This is a genomic window from Dyadobacter sp. SG02, from assembly GCF_900109045.1.
In the GTDB taxonomy this organism is placed as follows: domain Bacteria; phylum Bacteroidota; class Bacteroidia; order Cytophagales; family Spirosomataceae; genus Dyadobacter.
This window is the reverse complement of the sequence record NZ_FNYL01000019.1, coordinates 128243-145505: the sequence shown is the minus strand read 5'-3', so window position 1 is coordinate 145505 and position 17263 is coordinate 128243. Positions and strand designations below refer to the sequence as shown.

Genomic DNA, 17263 nt, shown 5'->3' with positions numbered 1-17263 from the left:
ACCAGTAGCATTCTGAACTAAACCTGCGGTTTGGCCGATTCTTCTTTTATAACCCACTTTCAAGCGTTACGAAGTACGTTTACCCCTGACCGTTATCACCCTGCGGGTGGTTGGCTGCGTCCGGACTTTGCCTTCAACTTCAACGTTATTCTTCCCGCTACACCAGCCACGCCGCCATACGGGCGCAACGGCATTTCTTTGGCTTTACTCAACGATTAACCAGGTCGCAATTGTTTCTGCGGGCTGACAGCGGTGCGCGCGCAACCGTTTGTCTGGTCCGGCAAACACGCTTTTTCTTTGCCTTTTCTCTCCCGAAAAGAGCCTGGAAGGATTGCGCCCCTGAACGTGATACTCAAACCGCTCTTTTAACTAATGACTCAATAACTATGAAACGACTCGCTATTTGCATTGCGCTGCAGGCCGCCCTGCTGGCGCTCTGCCAGGTATCCTATGCCCAAAAGATCATTTATGTAAACGATAACTCTACTGCCAACGACAAGTTTACAACAGCCACCGGAAACGATTCCAACGCGGGAACGTCTTCCGGTTCGCCGTTTGCGTCGCTCACCAAGGCGATGGCCGAAGCGTCGTCCGGCGACCGTATTTTGCTTGATGCCGGTACGTACATCGCTTCCTCGCTGACCGTCAAGAGCGGGGTGAAGATCATCGGTACCGCAGGCGATAATTCTATCATAACTGCCTCAGGGGGGCCGCTTTCCCTGCAAGGCAACACCGAACTCTGGAACCTCAAAATCCAGCGCGTGATCCCGCCCAACGCCGCAGCGCCGAGCATTTCGGTAGCATTGCAAGCCGGTGCGAACAATGTTTTGATCGAAAACTGCTATTTCCACCGCAACCGGACGGCCATTTACCTCGAACCGGGGTCGACCGACATTACGATCAAAAGAAACCGGTTTCAGGACAACCGCACCGGCATTATCTTCCCGGGAAGCGCGGGCGTCACGCCGTTATCGAAAATTTACATTGTCGATAATGAGCTGACCAATAACCGTTCTTACGGTTTTATCCTCACCGACAATGCCAACTCCCCGATTGAAGCCTACCTGATCAGTAACAATATCACGGGTAACCTGGCCGGCGGCATCGAGAACGACAACACGGCGCCAGGCACCAAGCTCGTACTCCGCAACAACTGGCTGGGCAGCGCAAACCCGACTATTTTCGCAGGTAATACCAATGGCGGTTTCAACGTAAGCGACCACGACAACCCCGCCGCGCCGATTCTGGAAGCGAACAATACACTTCCGGGCGTGAGCTATCCCAATCAGATCTCAGGTACCAACACCGGAGCCATCGATAACACGACGGTCATTTATGCCGACCAGGTACAGCCAAGGCCCGGCACCGTCAATTTTGTTTCCTCCAACAGCACCAATATCAGCGGTCACGGTACATTCAACTACTTCCCGTCGATCGCCGACGCGATTGCCGCTTCGAACACAGACGCGGTCTTGACGCTTACGAACGGCGTTTACAGTGATAATGTTTTGTTAAACAAAAAACTGACCCTGAACGGCGAGAGCCGCGACGGTGCCATTATCCGCGGTACTTATGACTACGGCATTCAGGGAACGGTGATCACCATCAGCGCCGCCGATGCCAAAATCCAGAACCTCTCCTTCACGCGCGACTACGGGAAATCCGACGCCGTCTGGAAGGCAGGCAAGCGTGATACCGGTATCAGCATCAATGCGGCCAACGTCACGATCGACCAGATCTCCGTCCGCGACCAGCGCAGCGCGATTTACGCACATACGCAGCAAGGTTTCAAGATCACCAACAGCCTTGTCGAGAAAAACCGCACCGGTATTTCGCTCGGATCCGATATTAGTAATTCCCTCATTACCAACAATATCATCCGCGATAACTTTACTCACGGGATCATTTTCAACTATGCCTTCGGCTCCGGTATCACGGCTACGAACATGAAAGTGAAGTACAATGCGTTCAGCGGCAACTGGTATACCGACATTTACGCACACGGCCCGCAGCCGACGAGTATTTACACCGACGCGGACATGAGCTGTAATACTTTCAATACCAATGCTGCCGAAACCAAAGCATTGGCAGCAGGCGAACCCGGCTACGGCGACCAGACCCCGGCACAATTCGGCGGCTCCGCACCGGCCTTCTTCGCTTCGTTCGCGGGCGACAAGATCGGCGACCTGACTACCGCGCCATGGCTGATCAACATTCCGGCACCGGGACCTATGGCGACCAACTTCGTACCGACCGGCTCGCCATTGAATGTGGACGCCGTTACCGGCTCTTTCACCGCAGCTAACAACAACTACCGCATTCTCGCGAACGCTATCGGCTGCGTGCAGGAGAACCAGACCATTACATTGAATGGCAACTTCGACTGGACCGAATCCAATGCGGCGTCAGAATGGGCAAAAGGTACCAATGCCAAAGCGGCTGACGGTATCGGAACTGTGACCGGCAATGGCGATAATTACAGTATTACGCCACCGGCGGCTGTAAACGGGGTTACCATTACTTCCAATTCGGGCGCAACCGTGGACGGTGGAGGCGATCTGGCTGTCACTTCGCTGGAAACTTTCCTCTTCCTGAACAGCAAGACCGGAAGCAGTTTCAAAAACTGGACGGTCAGCAACCTGATCCTCAAAGGGTTCGACGTATCGATCATCGCCGACCACGTCAACGGCCCCGTGGATGTAGCCGACAATATGAAAATCACCGGCAACGAATTCCATATCCCGGCGGATTTGAATGCAAGCGCCGCGGCAGCCGATAACTTCCAGAACATCGGTATCCATTATGTTTATGGAAAGAACATCGAGATCAGCAACAACAAGTTCTTCATCAACGGAACCGGTGTGAGCGACGATGCCAATTCGAAATACTCGGTGACTTACGCGATCCAGTCGGCTACCAGCGGCGGTACCGCTTATGATGGCTTGAAGATCATCAATAACGAGTTTACCGTAACCGGTGCCCCGGATGCGACGCAACCGGCCGCCATTAAAGGTATCTGGGAAAACGGGCACAATGACGGTGCCGAGATTACCATCAGCGGCAACAAGTTTACGAATGATACACCCGGCAATACGGCCGACAAAAACCGTCAGACGGCATTTTGGGTAACATCCCGTTCCGGCGCCAAGAGTGTGACCTACCAGAACAACGAGGTTACCGGCTATTCGGAAGGCATTGCGTGGCTCGGCGGCTCGTACACCGGCAACACCGCTCCGGACTACAATACCGGCTCTACTCCGGTCATCGTGTCGAACAACATTTTCAATGCGACCGGCAAAGGCGTGGTGGTACGTAAATCGGGTGGAAGCACCAATACCGGCTCTCCGGCGAAGATCAACAGCAACAGCTTCATCGGCTCACTGACCTTTGATATTGTGAATGAAGGTTCGGGAGCTGCCGATGCGTCCTGTAACTGGTTCGATGGCGGCGAATTGCTGAGCAGCACCGGGGGCGGCAGCATTACAGCTACACCGAAACTGACCAACGGAACAGACGATCAGCCGGGCACAACAGGTTTTCAAACCTCCGCGCCTTGCGAGTTCAATGTTAAAAACATCAATACCAACGAGACATTTGCAACTATTCAAGCCGCGGTGGACGATAGCGACACCCAGGATGGCCACGAGATCGCGATCGCGAACGGTACTTACAACGAGCGCGTGACGCTTTCGAAAGCACTCACACTGAGCGGCGAATCCAAAGCCGGCGTGATCCTGGATGGTACCGGGCTCGCGGGCACAGGCTCGGGGATCGTGATCAATACCGGTAAAACAGGGGTTACCATTCAAAACCTGAGCATTAAAAACTACACCGGTGCCAATGGCAACAGCAATGCGGGTATCTACGCAGTAGGTGGCAACAATAACCTGACCATCCTGCACGTGGTGAGTTCCAACAATACTTCGGCTTCCGGTTTCTATGCCAACGGACCCGTCGACATGGTGACGATCGACGACCTGACCGCCGAAAACAACGGCGCGGGCGCACGCGGCATCGTGATCTGGAATGGACTGAAAACCCACATTACCATTAAAAATTCGACCGTTAAAAACAACAACTGCTGCGGAATCGAGTTGCAAGATGGTAGTGCTTCGGGCGTGCTGATCAAGGACAACAACATCGAAGGTAACGACAGCTCTATCGGGCTTATCGGGCTGACGAATGGAGCGGGGCCGAACATCATCGAAGGCAATACCATTAAAGTAAACGGCCGTTTTGGTATTGAAATCAAAAATCCGAACGGTACCGGCAGCACCGACGCCTCACTCGACGGCTCCATCATTGTGAGAAACAACACGGTTACCATGGGAACATTACCGGGCGGCGAGGCACGCGACCTTGCGGGTATCGCGGTATACCGCCGCGGCGTGATCGAATCGAATGGTAATGTGGATGTTCCAACCGGAGTGGTGGTTACAGGCAACACCGTAACAGGCTTCAACCAGCCCAGCACCAGCGAAGGTTTTGGCATTGTCGTGGAAGGTACCAATCACAAGGTGGTCAACAACCCGGTTTCGGGTAACGAAGTGGACGTTCAGCGCCAGTCGGGCCATTTGCCTTATGTTGCATACTCTACTACTGACGGCGATCAAAGTAACTTTGCCGACCAGTTCTTCGGTCGGGGTAATGCGCCTTACTCATGCGGTATCGAGGTTTCCGGCAACACCGGCAACACCGTTCGCGACGTGTTCTACAATGCGGTTGCGGGATTTGTAGTCAATGTCCAGACCGGCATCAGCTTCTGCTCGATCAATGCGGCGGTAGCGAGCACCAAAACGCTCGATAGCCATGTGATCAAAGTGGGAGAAGGTATTTTCGATGAACAGGTGATCGTCAATAAATCCGTAACGATCCAAAGCGCTACTGCCAACCGTCCGGTCGTTAACTTCACCGGAACGCCTTCCGGAAAACTGACTATTTTCGACGTCTCCGCCGACAATGTGTTGATCGACAACCTGAATTTCAAGGTGGACGTGTCCAAATTGAAAAGTGCGATTGTCGCCAGCGGTGCGGGGATCGACAAGATTACGGTCACCAACAACCTGATCGAAGCTTATGGTACCGCGATGGCCGGCAACTATGGCGACCGGAATGCGGTGAGTGTCAATTACGGCGGCCCTACCAACTATCGCAATGCGACAGGCGGTGTGAACGAGGTAATTTACACGCATAACACAGTGACCGGCGTGGGCGCAAACGGGTTCCGCGCGGGTATCGCGACGGACGAGGCAGCGGGTACATTCACCAACAACGACCTGACGACAATCAGCCACGATGTAGTCGTTCGTTTTGCCAGTAACGGCGCCGTTAATATCAGCGATAACCAGTTCAAGGGAGGCGGTGTGGAAGTCCCGGAAATGAATGCTTCCTCAACGGGTCTGACGATTAACAACAACACCTTCGAAGGTGTTGCCGCCAACGCTTCCGGCACGGCTGTGCTCCGTTTGAAAAACAACTACAATAACAAGCCGATCACCGTGAGCAACAACACGTTGAATGGCTACGAATGGGGCATCAGCCTGGAAAACGTGCAGGGTGTGACGATCAACAACAACATACTGAACCCGCTTTCCAGTTCTACCACATTCCGCCATGTAACGGTCAATACCAAAGAATTTAGCTCGTCGAGCGGGTATTATGCGCCTGTTGTGGGAGCCACGTTTACCAACAACAAGTTCAACGGCGCTACTTCGGCCGGCGGAACCGGTATCGCATTCTACAACCATGATAACGATAACCCCGTTTTCGGCACATTCAATATCGGTACCGCGGGTAATGAGAACGAATTCGCCGGGTCGCTCGCAAACTTCATCACCATGGATGCGCAGACGGGCAATACCGCAGCACCGATAACCGTGATGGCACCGTGGAGCGGTAATGTGGATGCAAGCAACAACAAGTTCGATGTAGGTTCGGGGCTGGAATCGGCCTCGGGCATGTCGCTGGCCTCGCTTTATAAGGTTGAGAACAAAATTGTTCACAAAATCGACGATTCGGTACTCGGGTTTGCTACTGTAAAATCCGGCAATGCATATGTTACACCGCTCAGTTTCACACCTGCCACACTTACGCCCAAAATCCAGCGGGGCGTCGATGCCGCGCAGGCGGGCTGGAATGTAAACGTGCAGGAAGGCACTTATGCCGAGGCCGTGACGGTGAACAAGGCGGTGAAACTGCTCGGGGCCAATGCAGGCATTAACCCCAACACCGGTAGTCGCGGTAATGAATCGATTATAGTTCCTGCCACGAACAATTCTTCCGACGGGATCATTATTTCGGTAGATGGTGCATTAACGGGTGTTGAAATCGACGGTTTCACGATCGATGGGGATAATCCGGCTGTTTCCGGTGGCGCCGCAATGGGCTCTGCCGACGTGAATGCAGCCGAAGGTATCGCGGCGACTGGCGGGGTGACCAATATGATGGTTAAAAACAACATTGTCCAAAACCTCAACTACGCGGGCATCGATATTTACAACGAAAGCGGGACCGCCACCACCGGCAACGTGGTGAGCGACAACAAGTTCAACAACCTGCTTCCGACGGTTTACGGTATCGGTGTGTTGCTGTACAACAATGGTTATGCCAATGTGACCAACAACGTGATGACCGCCGTGCGCATCGGTGTGCAAACCGGCAACTTCTCGCAGGCCGACCCGGGCAACAGCCACGCCATCGAATCCAACACGATCGAGGCGAGCCGCAAAGGTATCTGGCAAAACCTGACCTATTCGAATGCTTCCAATTTCTCGATCAAGAACAACACGATTACCGCGTTGGCAGGCTCGACGTTGAACGACGGTATCATGATCAGCTCGACGCAGGGCACTGTGGCGCCGGTTGTGGAAAACAACACCATTACCGGTATAGCGGGCGTTTCCAGCGGTTATCACTTTTGGAATAACCCTTCGAATACGGTAACTGTGAAAGGCGGGACTGTTTCGACCGTGCTGAACGGGGTATTTGCAAACAACTTTGATGGCTATCCGGATAATACCGGATCGAACTCGGAATCAAGCGCGTATACGGTTGACGGCGTTACGATCAACTCCGCGACGAACGGTGTAGTCGTGAAAGACAATACTTCGAATACCAACAATGCGACGGTCAAGGTTACATTGACTAACAACGTTGTGATCGACCAGCCTTTGGTTTACGGTGTTCAGGTACTTGGGAAAGACGCACAGGCAGTAGTCGGTTCTACTCAAATTAAACTGACAGGCAGCACGCTGACTGCCATTTCCGCAGCGGCCACCAACGGCTCTACCGTGAACAACATTACCCTGAAAGATGGTGTCACTTTCGACCGGAACGGAAATGCGCTGGCATCGATCCTCTTTGCGGATGACGATGCGACGGTGGATATCGACGGCAACTTCACGATACCGGGCGGAGGACCTACCCTGCCGGCCATCATCGAGGGTAAGCTGACGTTCACCAGCGGCATACTCAATGCGGCCACTGCGCCGATAGCATTCAATACCAATGCGACCGACATTACCACAGGTCCAAAGGCTGAAAGCTCGGCAAGCCATATTCTCGGCAAGGCCATAATGCTCAGCCGTCCGGTAGGCACGGGCGCAATCAGCTTCCTGGGCGTCAACCTGCCGGCAGGTGCCGACCTCGGCACGCTCATCATCGAGCGGGTCACCACCACCGATCCGATCGCGCCGACATTCAATGCAGGTGCCATCGATGTGCTGTGGACCATCACGCCTGGAAATGCCAGCGCGGGAAGAAATGGTGTGAAGCTGAGTTTCCTCAAAGACTTCCTGAACGGCCAGAGCGCGGGAACGCTCTATGGCTACCGCTACAATGGGTCGGCATGGGAGAAGAAAACCGATGCATTCACGGCTTCGCTCAGCGGCGATCTGTACACGACCACCGCATTCAACGTGACGCAGTTCTCCCCGTGGACATTGAGCAGCTCGTCGAGCCCGCTGCCGGTTACGCTTATTTCGTTCAATGCTGTTAAAGAAGAAAGCAGCGCATTGCTGACCTGGGCGACTTCGGAAGAAACCAACAGCGACCGCTTCGACATCCAGCACAGCATTGATGGCAAAAACTGGGAGATTGTCGGAACATTGGCTTCGAATGGCGAAAGTACCGTGAAACGTACTTACTCATTCCGCCACGACGAGCCGGTGGAAGGCGCGAATTTCTATCGTCTGAAAATGGTGGATCACGACAACACGTTCGCTTACAGCCGCATCGTGAACCTCAACTTCGGTTCGGAAGTGATCACGACACTCTATCCAAACCCGGTAAGCGATCACATGAAGATCAACACCACCAACTGGAACCAGGTGAAGCAGGTCCGCATTTACGACATGCTCGGCCGTACCATCTACGACTCCGGCAACCAGCCGACAGCGCTCGTCAGCCTGCGCAATGTAGCCGCGGGTATGTACGTGGTAGAGATCAGCCGGTTGAACGGCAAGGTCGAGAACTCGAAGATTATGGTTAACAGATAATTTTCATCAGATTAGTTGTATAGCAAAAATGCCGCCGGAAATTCCGGCGGCATTTTTATTTACTATCTACTATTAAACTAACTAAGTTTAATGATTAACCTGTTCTGCTAATATCCTGCGTTCTGTTTAAGATTGGTATTGTTGCGTACTTCGGCGGTCGGGATCGGGAAAAGAAGTTCGCGCTCCGTGACGGTAGGGCCGTAAGAGAATTTATGGCCTACATAATTTTCAAACTTCTTCGTGGTCACATTGAAAGCCTTCCGCAAACGCGCCATATCGAACCAGGTGATGTTTTCGAAGCACAGTTCGTGCCAGCGTTCGGCCCATACTGCCTCACGGAATGTGTCTTTGGTAAGTCCCGCGAGTGCAGGCAGCTGCGCCCGCGTACGGATCGAGTTCACCGCCTCGTAAGCTTTGGCCGACGGCCCTCCTACCTCGTTGGATGCTTCCGCGTACATCAGAAGCACGTCGGCGTAACGGATCACCGGCCAGTTCAAATCGCTGTTGGCGCTGCTGGTCTGCGCTACATTATCAAAATGTTTGTAGATAAAATAGCCCCCCAGATCAACCTCCTTGTTACGGTCGCTCTCGTTGGTGAATTTGGTAAAGAAGAATTGCTTCTCTTTCACACGCAAATCACCTGCTTCATAAGACTTCACAAAATCGCCCGTCGCGTAAATACCGCCCGTTTCATCGGAATAGGCCGAGATGTTTTTGTTATAAGGAATAATGGAAACCTGCCAGCCCGACGGGATCAGCTGGGTTTTGTACTGGATCATGAAGATATTCTCCTCGATGTTCTTCTTGGCCGGGTTATGCAGGTCGTCATAGGAAGTGAAGAGCTTGAATGCCTTCGAATCGATTACCTCCTCGGCCTTTTTAGCAGCCAGGTCATAATAGGCAGCGCCTTTTTGCAATGGATAGCCTGCCATCGTCAGGTATACCTTCGCCAGCAGCGATTTCACCGCACCGAGCGTCACTTTTCCGCTGTTTTCGGTCATTGGAAGTCCGGATGCTTCCGCTGTTTTCAAATCTTCTACAATCAGGTTGTAGACCGCTTCCGGCGTCGCCGCAGACGGGCGGAGCTGATCGGATTGCAGGTTTACCGGCTCGGTAACAAGCGGGATGTTACCGAACATCTGCACGAGCTGGAAATAATAGAATGCACGGAGAAAGTAAGCCTCGCCCAACACCCTTTTCATCTCGGCGGCATCCATGGTAATGCCTGGTATCCTCGCGAGGGAGAGGTTGGCGCCGGCAATGCCTTTGTAATACTGCGTCCAATACGATTGTCCGTAGCTGTTATCGGAAGTGTTCCGGAGGTCTTTGATAAAATAGCTGTTCACAGCCTGACCAAGGTCCGTACCCGCCAATCCGGTCGCAAACTCGGGCATCATCCACGGTCCGCCACCGAACCCGCTTACCATAGGTTCACGTAAAGGCGTATAAATCGCATTCACCGAGCTTCTGGCATGCGCAGGCTGCGTAAAATAGTTCTCTTCGGTAAAATTGCTGGGATCGGATTCTTCCAGGAAGTCGGAGCAGCTTGTGGCCCCGAATAAGCTCAGCATTGCGAGCAAACCGATTTTCTTTGATATGATTGTCATTGTTACTTTCAGTAAGAGTCAATATTGTTATAAACCGATGTTCAGACCGAGCATGAATACTCTTGGCTTCGGATAGTCGTACAAACCAAATCCCTGGTCGAAGGGCGATCCGGAGTTGGAAACCTCTGGGTCATAACCTTTGTATTTGGTAGACAAAAAGAAATTCTGAACGGATGCGTAAGCTCTCAGACGTTCCAGTTTCATTTTCGAAGCAATGTGCGCCGGGAACAGGTAAGCGAGCAACAGGTTGCGTCCGCGGATAAACGAAGCGTCAGTTACCTTGTGGCTGTCGTTGTTGGTCGTGTAATAAGCGTTGATCGGACGGATCTGCGCGATCGGCGTATTCTGGTTCGTTTCTGTCCAGGCATTCAACACGGTTTTATAGCTGTTGGCGATACCCTGGCGGTCTTCGGCAGAGTGAATACTTCTGTCGAGCACGTCGTTGCCGTACATGTATTGCAAATCAACCGTCAGCGACCATTGCTTGTAGTTGAATGTGTTGAGGAATGTACCAAAGCCATCGGGAATACCTTTACCAATGATCGTACGGTCGTTATCGTTGATCGTGCCGTCGTTGTTAAGGTCTTTGTACTTCACGTCGCCAGGTAGCATATTGTATTTCTTGGCTTGCTCAGCTTCCGCTGTGGACCAGATACCCTCATGCACACGTCCGAACATAGAACCCACCGGTTCGCCTACACGGATGACAGTCGCACCCGAGAAGATATCGCTACCGCCCGAGAGCGCCAGTACTTTATTTTTGTTTACAGAAATATTAAATGTAGTGCTCCAAGAGAAATCACCCGCCTTGATATTGGTAGAGTTGATCGCGAATTCGAAGCCTTTGTTCTCCATGCTGCCGACGTTGGTGAAGATGCTCGTGTAGCCGCTGCTCAATGGAAGTGGCGCGTCCAGCAACATTTCGTTCACTTTTCTGCGGTACAAGTCCAGTTCCAGGTTCACACGGTTCTGGAACAAACCGAGTTCAATGCCCAAATCCACCTGCTGCGTCTTTTCCCATTGCAGGTTGGAGTTCGACATACGGCCTACGCCGATACCGATATTGCGGGTACCGCCGAAGATTACATCCGAGCTCGCCAGCCCCGCCAATGCGCGGTATGCCGGGATTTCCGAGTTACCGGTTGCGCCATAGCTTGCGCGGATTTTCAGGTTGGAAATGGTAGGCGAGTTTTTCAGGAACTCTTCTTCGTTCACACGCCAGGCCAATGCCGCCGACGGGAAGAATGCATAGCGGTTCGCATCCCCGAATTTCGACGAACCATCGAGACGCCCCGTGAATGTCACCAGGTACTTGTTCATCAGGCTGTAATTGATCCTCGCAAAGTACGAGTTCAGACCATACGCCTGTGCCAGGGAGCTTGGTGCCAATGCCGTTGCACCTGCTGCAAGGTTGTTAAACTGAAAATAAGTATCCGTGAAGTTCTGGCTGCGAGCCGCGTTATCGAACCGGTCCACGTGCTGCCACGACAAACCGAGCATTGCATTGATCGAATGTATCTTGCCGAAATCTCTGAAATAAGTCAGGTAGTTCTCAAACTGCCATGAGTTGTACCGGCTGCTGCTCACGGACGCGTCGCCATTGCTGGAAATGTATTGGAGCCCTGCGGCCGCGAAGTAGTCATTACGCTGGTTGATCACGTTCGCACCCACGGTAGAGCGCAGTTCCAGCCCGTCGGCAAGGCGGATGTTGGCATACATATTACCCAGCATCGTTTGCGTTTTCAGGTAATAAAGGCGTTCAGCGACGACGCGAAGCGGGCTATCGCCTCCTTCCATACCCGGGTAATCGCGGTTACTGGCCCAACGACCGTCGGGATATTTCACCGGGATGATCGGCAATGCTTCCAGCACCTGGCGCATGGCCGTGATACCGCCGCCGCCAAGTTGATCGATCTGCTTCTCGTTCTGATCCGTGTAGCCCAGCGTACCGCCTACTTTCAGCCAGCTTTTGATTTGTGAATCAAATACAAAACGGCCTGAGAAACGCTTCTGCCACGAATCCTTGATGATACCGTCCTCGTTACGGTAGTTCAGGAATGCTCCGAAACTCCCTTTTTCACTACCGCCCGTGAAACCGAGCTGGTGGTTTTGGGTGAATGCCTTTTGGAAAGTTTCTTTCTGCCAATCGGTGTCGTACAATGGGTTACCGTTCGAATCGAAAAGCAGCGGATTGGTCCGTTTCAGCTTGGGATCGGTGTATTTGGTACCGGTAGCCCAGCCCACGGGGTCATACTTCGCCGCGTTAGCGTAAATGGTTTCTTCCACCTGCAAAAACTCTTTCGAATTCAAAACAGGAAGTTTCTTGGGTGCTACGCCAATGCTGAAATCGGTGTCGTAGGTTACTCTTCCGCCTCCTGATGTACCGCGTTTGGTCGTTACGAGGATCACCCCGTTGGCACCGCGTGCACCGTAGATCGCTGTGGACGAAGCATCTTTCAGAACTTCGATGGACGCGATGTCGTTCGGGTTAAGGTAATCGATCGGTGTACTACCGTTGGCCAATTCCACGGCATTCAGGATCACCCCGTCGATTACGTAAAGAGGGTTGTTGGAAACACTGATAGAGCTGGCTCCACGTATGCGTATGTTGGCGCGTCCACCCGGGCGACCCGAGTTTGACGACACGTTCACCCCGGTAATGCGACCGGATAATCCCTGGTTCAGGGAAGAAGCCGGGCGTTCCTGCAACACTTCGGCTTTTACGGTACCCACGGCGCCGGTAAGGTCGGATTTTTTAACAGTACCATACCCCACTACCACAACCTCTTCCAATGCATTCTCGTCGGGCCCCAGATTTACCTTCAGCGCCGACTGGTTTCCCACGATTACCTCCTGGGATTTGTAGCCCACAAAGCTGAAAACGAGTACCGGTTGGCCGCCTTCCGGAATATCCAGGCTGAAATCGCCCTGAGCATCGGTGGAAGTTCCACGCTGGGTACCTTTCAATATCACACTCACGCCGGGCAGCGATGCTCCTTTTTCGTCCGAAACGGTCCCTTTGATGGTCCTGTCAACGGCCGCCTGGGTTACCTGTGCCGGTGCGGTCAGGTTTTCCTGGGTCATCTGCCCCTCCGGCAGTGCCATCGCCTCGTCCTTGCTTTCCCTCACCGGCGTCGCTTCCTTTGCTTTTCCTTCGGTAATGACGAAGGTATTCTTTCTCGTCTTTTTGTATTTCAAACCGTTTTGCCGCAGCAGCACATCGAGGTTTTTTTCGATAGGCTGATTAAAATCCAGGTTGCTGGAAGCTACGTTCACGGAACCGACCAGGCGGTCTTCGAAAATGATTTCTACTCCATAATGTCTTTGAAGATCGAGCAAAACGTTTTTAAGCTTCATTTCCTGACCGAGCGAAGTATGCTGCTTGGTCGGCATCGACGCAAATGCAATGACCTGGGAATGCACGATCCGGGAGGAATGTGTCATCAACACAATCCCGATCGCCACCCATTGCTTGGCTGATAGCGTTAGATTCATAATCAAATGGTTTGGAATAATTAATTGTTCGTTAAAAGGATGCTTCCACCGTTTTGCTCGACCCTTAGGTCAAGTACTTCCGAGATCGTTTTTAAAAGTTCTTCCGCGTTTTTCGTCTTGAAATTGCCGGTAATCGACCGCTGGGCGATGTTAGAATCGGAGAGGCTTACTTTCTGCCCAAAATTCTCCTCGATCATCGCGAGTATTTCCTTCACAGGCGTCCCGTTGAACACATAGCGCTGCTCGGTCCACGGTGCGAATGTTTTGACGTCCTGTTTTCTTTCCAGCTGCACAGCGCCTTCCTGATCGAGAAATGCGAGGTCGCCGGGCTCCATCATTACTTCCCTGCGCTGGTTATTCTGGGAATAATCGATGCGCACGCTGCCGGATTTCAATGCTACCTTGGTACCCCTTGGCCGGGCAAATACCGAGAATGTCGTCCCGAGCACTTCCACCTGGAATTCTTTGGAAGTCTTCACCACAAATCGCTTATGGTCAATCGTATGGCTCACCGAAAACTCGGCCTCACCTTCCAACGCCACTTCGCGCACGTCGCCCCAGAAGCCCAGTCTGGGTACTTTCAGTCTGGAGTTCGAATTCAATGCCACCCGGCTTCCGTCTTCGAGGTATACGTCGGTCGTCTGGCCGTAGGCTGTCTGGTACGATTTGTATTGAATCGGCTCGCGAAATGCCCAGCCGCAGCTCAGCAGCAATGTTACCGATGCCGCCGCCAGCCAGAAGCGGTTGCTCCTCCGCCCAAGCCAGGAAGGAACGCGCTCCTCCTCCCCTTCCTCCTTCCTCCATTCTCCCTCAACTTCCTCCATCGCCGAATCGACCCGCCGAAGCAGGTTTGCCAAAGCAGCCTCCTGATCGGGAACGAACTGGGGGGATTGGGTTTCATATTCGAGCAGCCACCGATGGAATGTTTCCGCATTCTCCTTCTGGGTGATCCACTCTTCCACAAGCTTCCTTTCGAGCGGATTGGCGCGCCCGCTCAGGTACTCGAAAAGCGTATATTTCGATATAATTTTTTCCATTTTTGTTCGGTTTACAACGTTGACGAGAACCGTCCAGGCAAGCTTTCCGGGCTAGGTTTAGAGGATATTCAAAATGGCAAGGCAAAGCGAGATCATCCATTCGCCGTGAAGGGCGGAGCGAAGGTGTTTCAATGCCTTGGAGATGTGTACTTCTACGGTTTTGGGCGAGATATGCAGCTCGTCCGCTATTTCATGGTATTTCTTGTTTTCAAAACGGCTCATCAGGAACACCTTCTGGCATTGCATGGGCAGCCGGGCAATCACTTCGTTCACTTTCAGGAACAGGTTGTTGTAATGGATCTCGGCATCCGGCTGCTGATGGTAGGTTGAAATCGAATGCTCCTCGTTCATTTCGAGCGTATCGGTCTTGCCGAACTCTCTACGCATATACGTAAAGCATTCGTTACGTACCGAGCGGAACAGATAGCTGGTGTACGAGGTCGTGATGTTCTCGTAAGCCTTCGTGCGGTAAAACTGGAAGAACACCTCGCTCACCAGGTCCTCGGCGATCTGTTTGGAATACACAAACCGCACGGCATGGCTGCAAAGCGGGTTGTAATATCTTTTAAACAGCAGTTCCAGGCCCTTCCCCGGATTTTGCTCGAAAGCCGATTTGAGGAAGGTAGCAGAATCAATTTCACTTACTGGGGCCTTGCCTTCGTGTGCGGGAGACACAAATGGGCCAGGGCGCTTCGTTTCCGGGTTAAGCAAAGGATCGTGCATTGAGTATCTGTTCGTATGTAATAATTAAAAGACTTTTTTGCACTTAAAATCCCTTAGCCTCATTTAAAAAAAACTAAAACTTTTTTTAATCATATCTTAACCCATAATGACCGGATAATAAAAAAAGCCGCTATCCCTGCGGATAGCGGCTTTTACTAAAACTAGTTCTTTTGGGTTACAAATTCTTCGCCTTCATTTGTTTCACAGCATAGTCGACAGCGCGTGCCGAGAGTGCCATATACGTAAGCGAAGGGTTTTGCGTCGAGGTCGATGTCATGCAGGCACCGTCGGTCACGAATACGTTCTTGCAATGGTGCAGCTGGTTCCATTTGTTCAGCAATGACGTCCTGGGATCCTTACCCATGCGCACACCGCCCATTTCGTGGATGTCGTTGCCAGGATTGCGGTGGTTATCGTTCGTTCTGATATTGGTGAAACCTGCTTTGGTAAACATTTCGCTCACCTGCTCCATATAATCCTTGATCATCTTCTCGTCGTTATCATCGTAATCGACGTTGATCCGCATGGTCGGTATACCCCATTGGTCTTTGCTGTCCTTATCGAGTGCCACGAAATTGCTTTCCTTCGGAATGGTTTCGCCCATCATGTGCGAGCCTATGCTCCAGTTGCCGTATTTGGTTTCGTGCAAACCGGCTTTCAGCGAATCGCCCAGGCCGCTGCGGTCGTTATATGTATTGCGGTTGGCACCGAAACCGGCTGCATATCCTCTCAAAAAGTCGGTTTCCTGCTTGTAAACGTTACGGAACCGGGGAATGTAGCCGCTGTTAGGGCGCTTCCCGTCGGTCGTCGAATCGAGGAAGCCCTCGTATTCGCCCGAAACCGTTGCGCGGTAGTTGTGGAATGCCACGTATTTACCGAGTAATCCGCTGTCGTTGCCCAACCCGTTCGGAAACCGGCTCGATGTCGAGTTCAGCAATACGAGGTTCGAGTTCAGCGCGGCCGCATTGAGGAAAATGATATTGGCATAGAACTCGATCGTTTCTTTCGTGTTCGAATCGATCACCCGCACGCCCGAAGCTTTCTGCGTCTTGTCGTCGTAAATGATCGAATGCACCACCGAATGCGGGCGGAGCGTCAGATTACCGGTTTTCATCGCCCAGGGAATGGTGGACGCATTGCTGCTGAAATACCCCCCGAACGGGCACCCGCGTTCGCACATCACGCGGTGCTGGCATTTGGCACGCCCCTGATCGAGATGGATTTGCTGCGGCTCGGTGATATGTGCCGCACGGCCGATGATAATGTGGCGGTCTTTATATTGTTTGGAAACCTGCTCTTTGAAATACTTTTCTACGCAGTTCAAGTCGTGCGGGGGCAGGAACTCGCCATCGGGCAATGCGTCGATGCCGTCTTTGTTGCCGGTAATCCCCGCGAACTTCTCCACGTGGCTGTACCAGGGCGCAATGTCGTCGTAGCCGATCGGCCATTCCACCGCGAATTTATCGCGCGCCGGCCCTTCGAAATCGTACTTGCTCCAACGCTGCGTCTGCCGCGCCCAAAGCAATGATTTACCGCCCACCTGGTAACCCCTCAGCCAGTCGAATGGCTTCTCCTGAATGTAGGGATGCTCGTTATCCTTCGCGAAAAAGTGCATCGACGATTCCTTGAAGTTATAGCAACGCGCCGCGATCGGGTTGGCGTCCGCAATTTCTTTGGTCAGGCGCTCGCGGTGCTCGAATTCCCACGGCATCATGTTCGTGGTAGGATAATCCTTGATGTGCTGCACATCCCGCCCACGTTCGAGCACGAGGGTTTTCAAGCCTTTTTCGGTCAGTTCCTTCGCCGACCAGCCGCCGCTGATCCCCGAGCCAATCACAATGGCATCGTAGGTACGGGCTTTTTTACTATCAATATTAAAATTTGCCATAGTTTCGGTTGTAATCCT

General features: G+C 52.6%; 6 protein-coding genes. 1 reads left to right on the top strand and 5 read right to left on the bottom strand.

All coding sequences use genetic code 11. The annotated features are described in order from the left end of the window. The first annotated feature begins 386 nt into the window (after positions 1-386). Positions 387-8495 (top strand): right-handed parallel beta-helix repeat-containing protein, encoded by an 8109-nt coding sequence (locus tag BMW93_RS32260; RefSeq protein ID WP_090386438.1) that lies wholly within the window; start codon positions 387-389, stop codon positions 8493-8495. Positions 8496-8602: 107 nt separating this feature from the next. On the opposite strand, the gene BMW93_RS32255 is transcribed toward BMW93_RS32260, so the two are convergent. The 5 genes from BMW93_RS32255 to BMW93_RS32235 all read right to left on the bottom strand — a co-directional run bounded on the left by BMW93_RS32255 (position 8603) and on the right by BMW93_RS32235 (position 17245). After that, entirely contained in the window at positions 8603-10102 is a 1500-nt protein-coding gene (locus BMW93_RS32255; RefSeq protein WP_090386436.1) for a RagB/SusD family nutrient uptake outer membrane protein, read from the bottom strand. Positions 10103-10129: 27 nt separating this feature from the next. Next, the gene (locus BMW93_RS32250) at positions 10130-13597 is read right to left on the bottom strand and encodes a SusC/RagA family TonB-linked outer membrane protein (RefSeq protein ID WP_090386434.1); all 3468 of its coding nucleotides are present in this window, start codon (positions 13595-13597) and stop codon (positions 10130-10132) included. Positions 13598-13617: 20 nt separating this feature from the next. Beyond that, on the bottom strand, positions 13618-14634 hold the full coding sequence (locus tag BMW93_RS32245; protein WP_090386432.1) for a FecR family protein: 1017 nt from the start codon (positions 14632-14634) through the stop codon (positions 13618-13620). 57 nt (positions 14635-14691) lie between these two features. Then, entirely contained in the window at positions 14692-15357 is a 666-nt protein-coding gene (locus BMW93_RS32240) for an RNA polymerase sigma-70 factor (protein WP_090386430.1), read from the bottom strand. Positions 15358-15532: 175 nt separating this feature from the next. Continuing rightward, entirely contained in the window at positions 15533-17245 is a 1713-nt protein-coding gene (locus tag BMW93_RS32235) for a GMC oxidoreductase (RefSeq protein ID WP_090386428.1), read from the bottom strand. Between the last annotated feature and the right edge of the window lie 18 nt (positions 17246-17263).

Excerpts from the sequence above, each read along its gene's own strand:
- BMW93_RS32260 (WP_090386438.1), top strand. The coding sequence starts at position 387 with ATGAAACGACTCGCTATTTGCATTGCGCTGCAGGCCGCCCTGCTGGCG.
- BMW93_RS32255 (WP_090386436.1), bottom strand. The coding sequence starts at position 10,102 with ATGACAATCATATCAAAGAAAATCGGTTTGCTCGCAATGCTGAGCTTA.
- BMW93_RS32250 (WP_090386434.1), bottom strand. The coding sequence starts at position 13,597 with ATGAATCTAACGCTATCAGCCAAGCAATGGGTGGCGATCGGGATTGTG.
- BMW93_RS32245 (WP_090386432.1), bottom strand. The coding sequence starts at position 14,634 with ATGGAAAAAATTATATCGAAATATACGCTTTTCGAGTACCTGAGCGGG.
- BMW93_RS32240 (WP_090386430.1), bottom strand. The coding sequence starts at position 15,357 with ATGCACGATCCTTTGCTTAACCCGGAAACGAAGCGCCCTGGCCCATTT.
- BMW93_RS32235 (WP_090386428.1), bottom strand. The coding sequence starts at position 17,245 with ATGGCAAATTTTAATATTGATAGTAAAAAAGCCCGTACCTACGATGCC.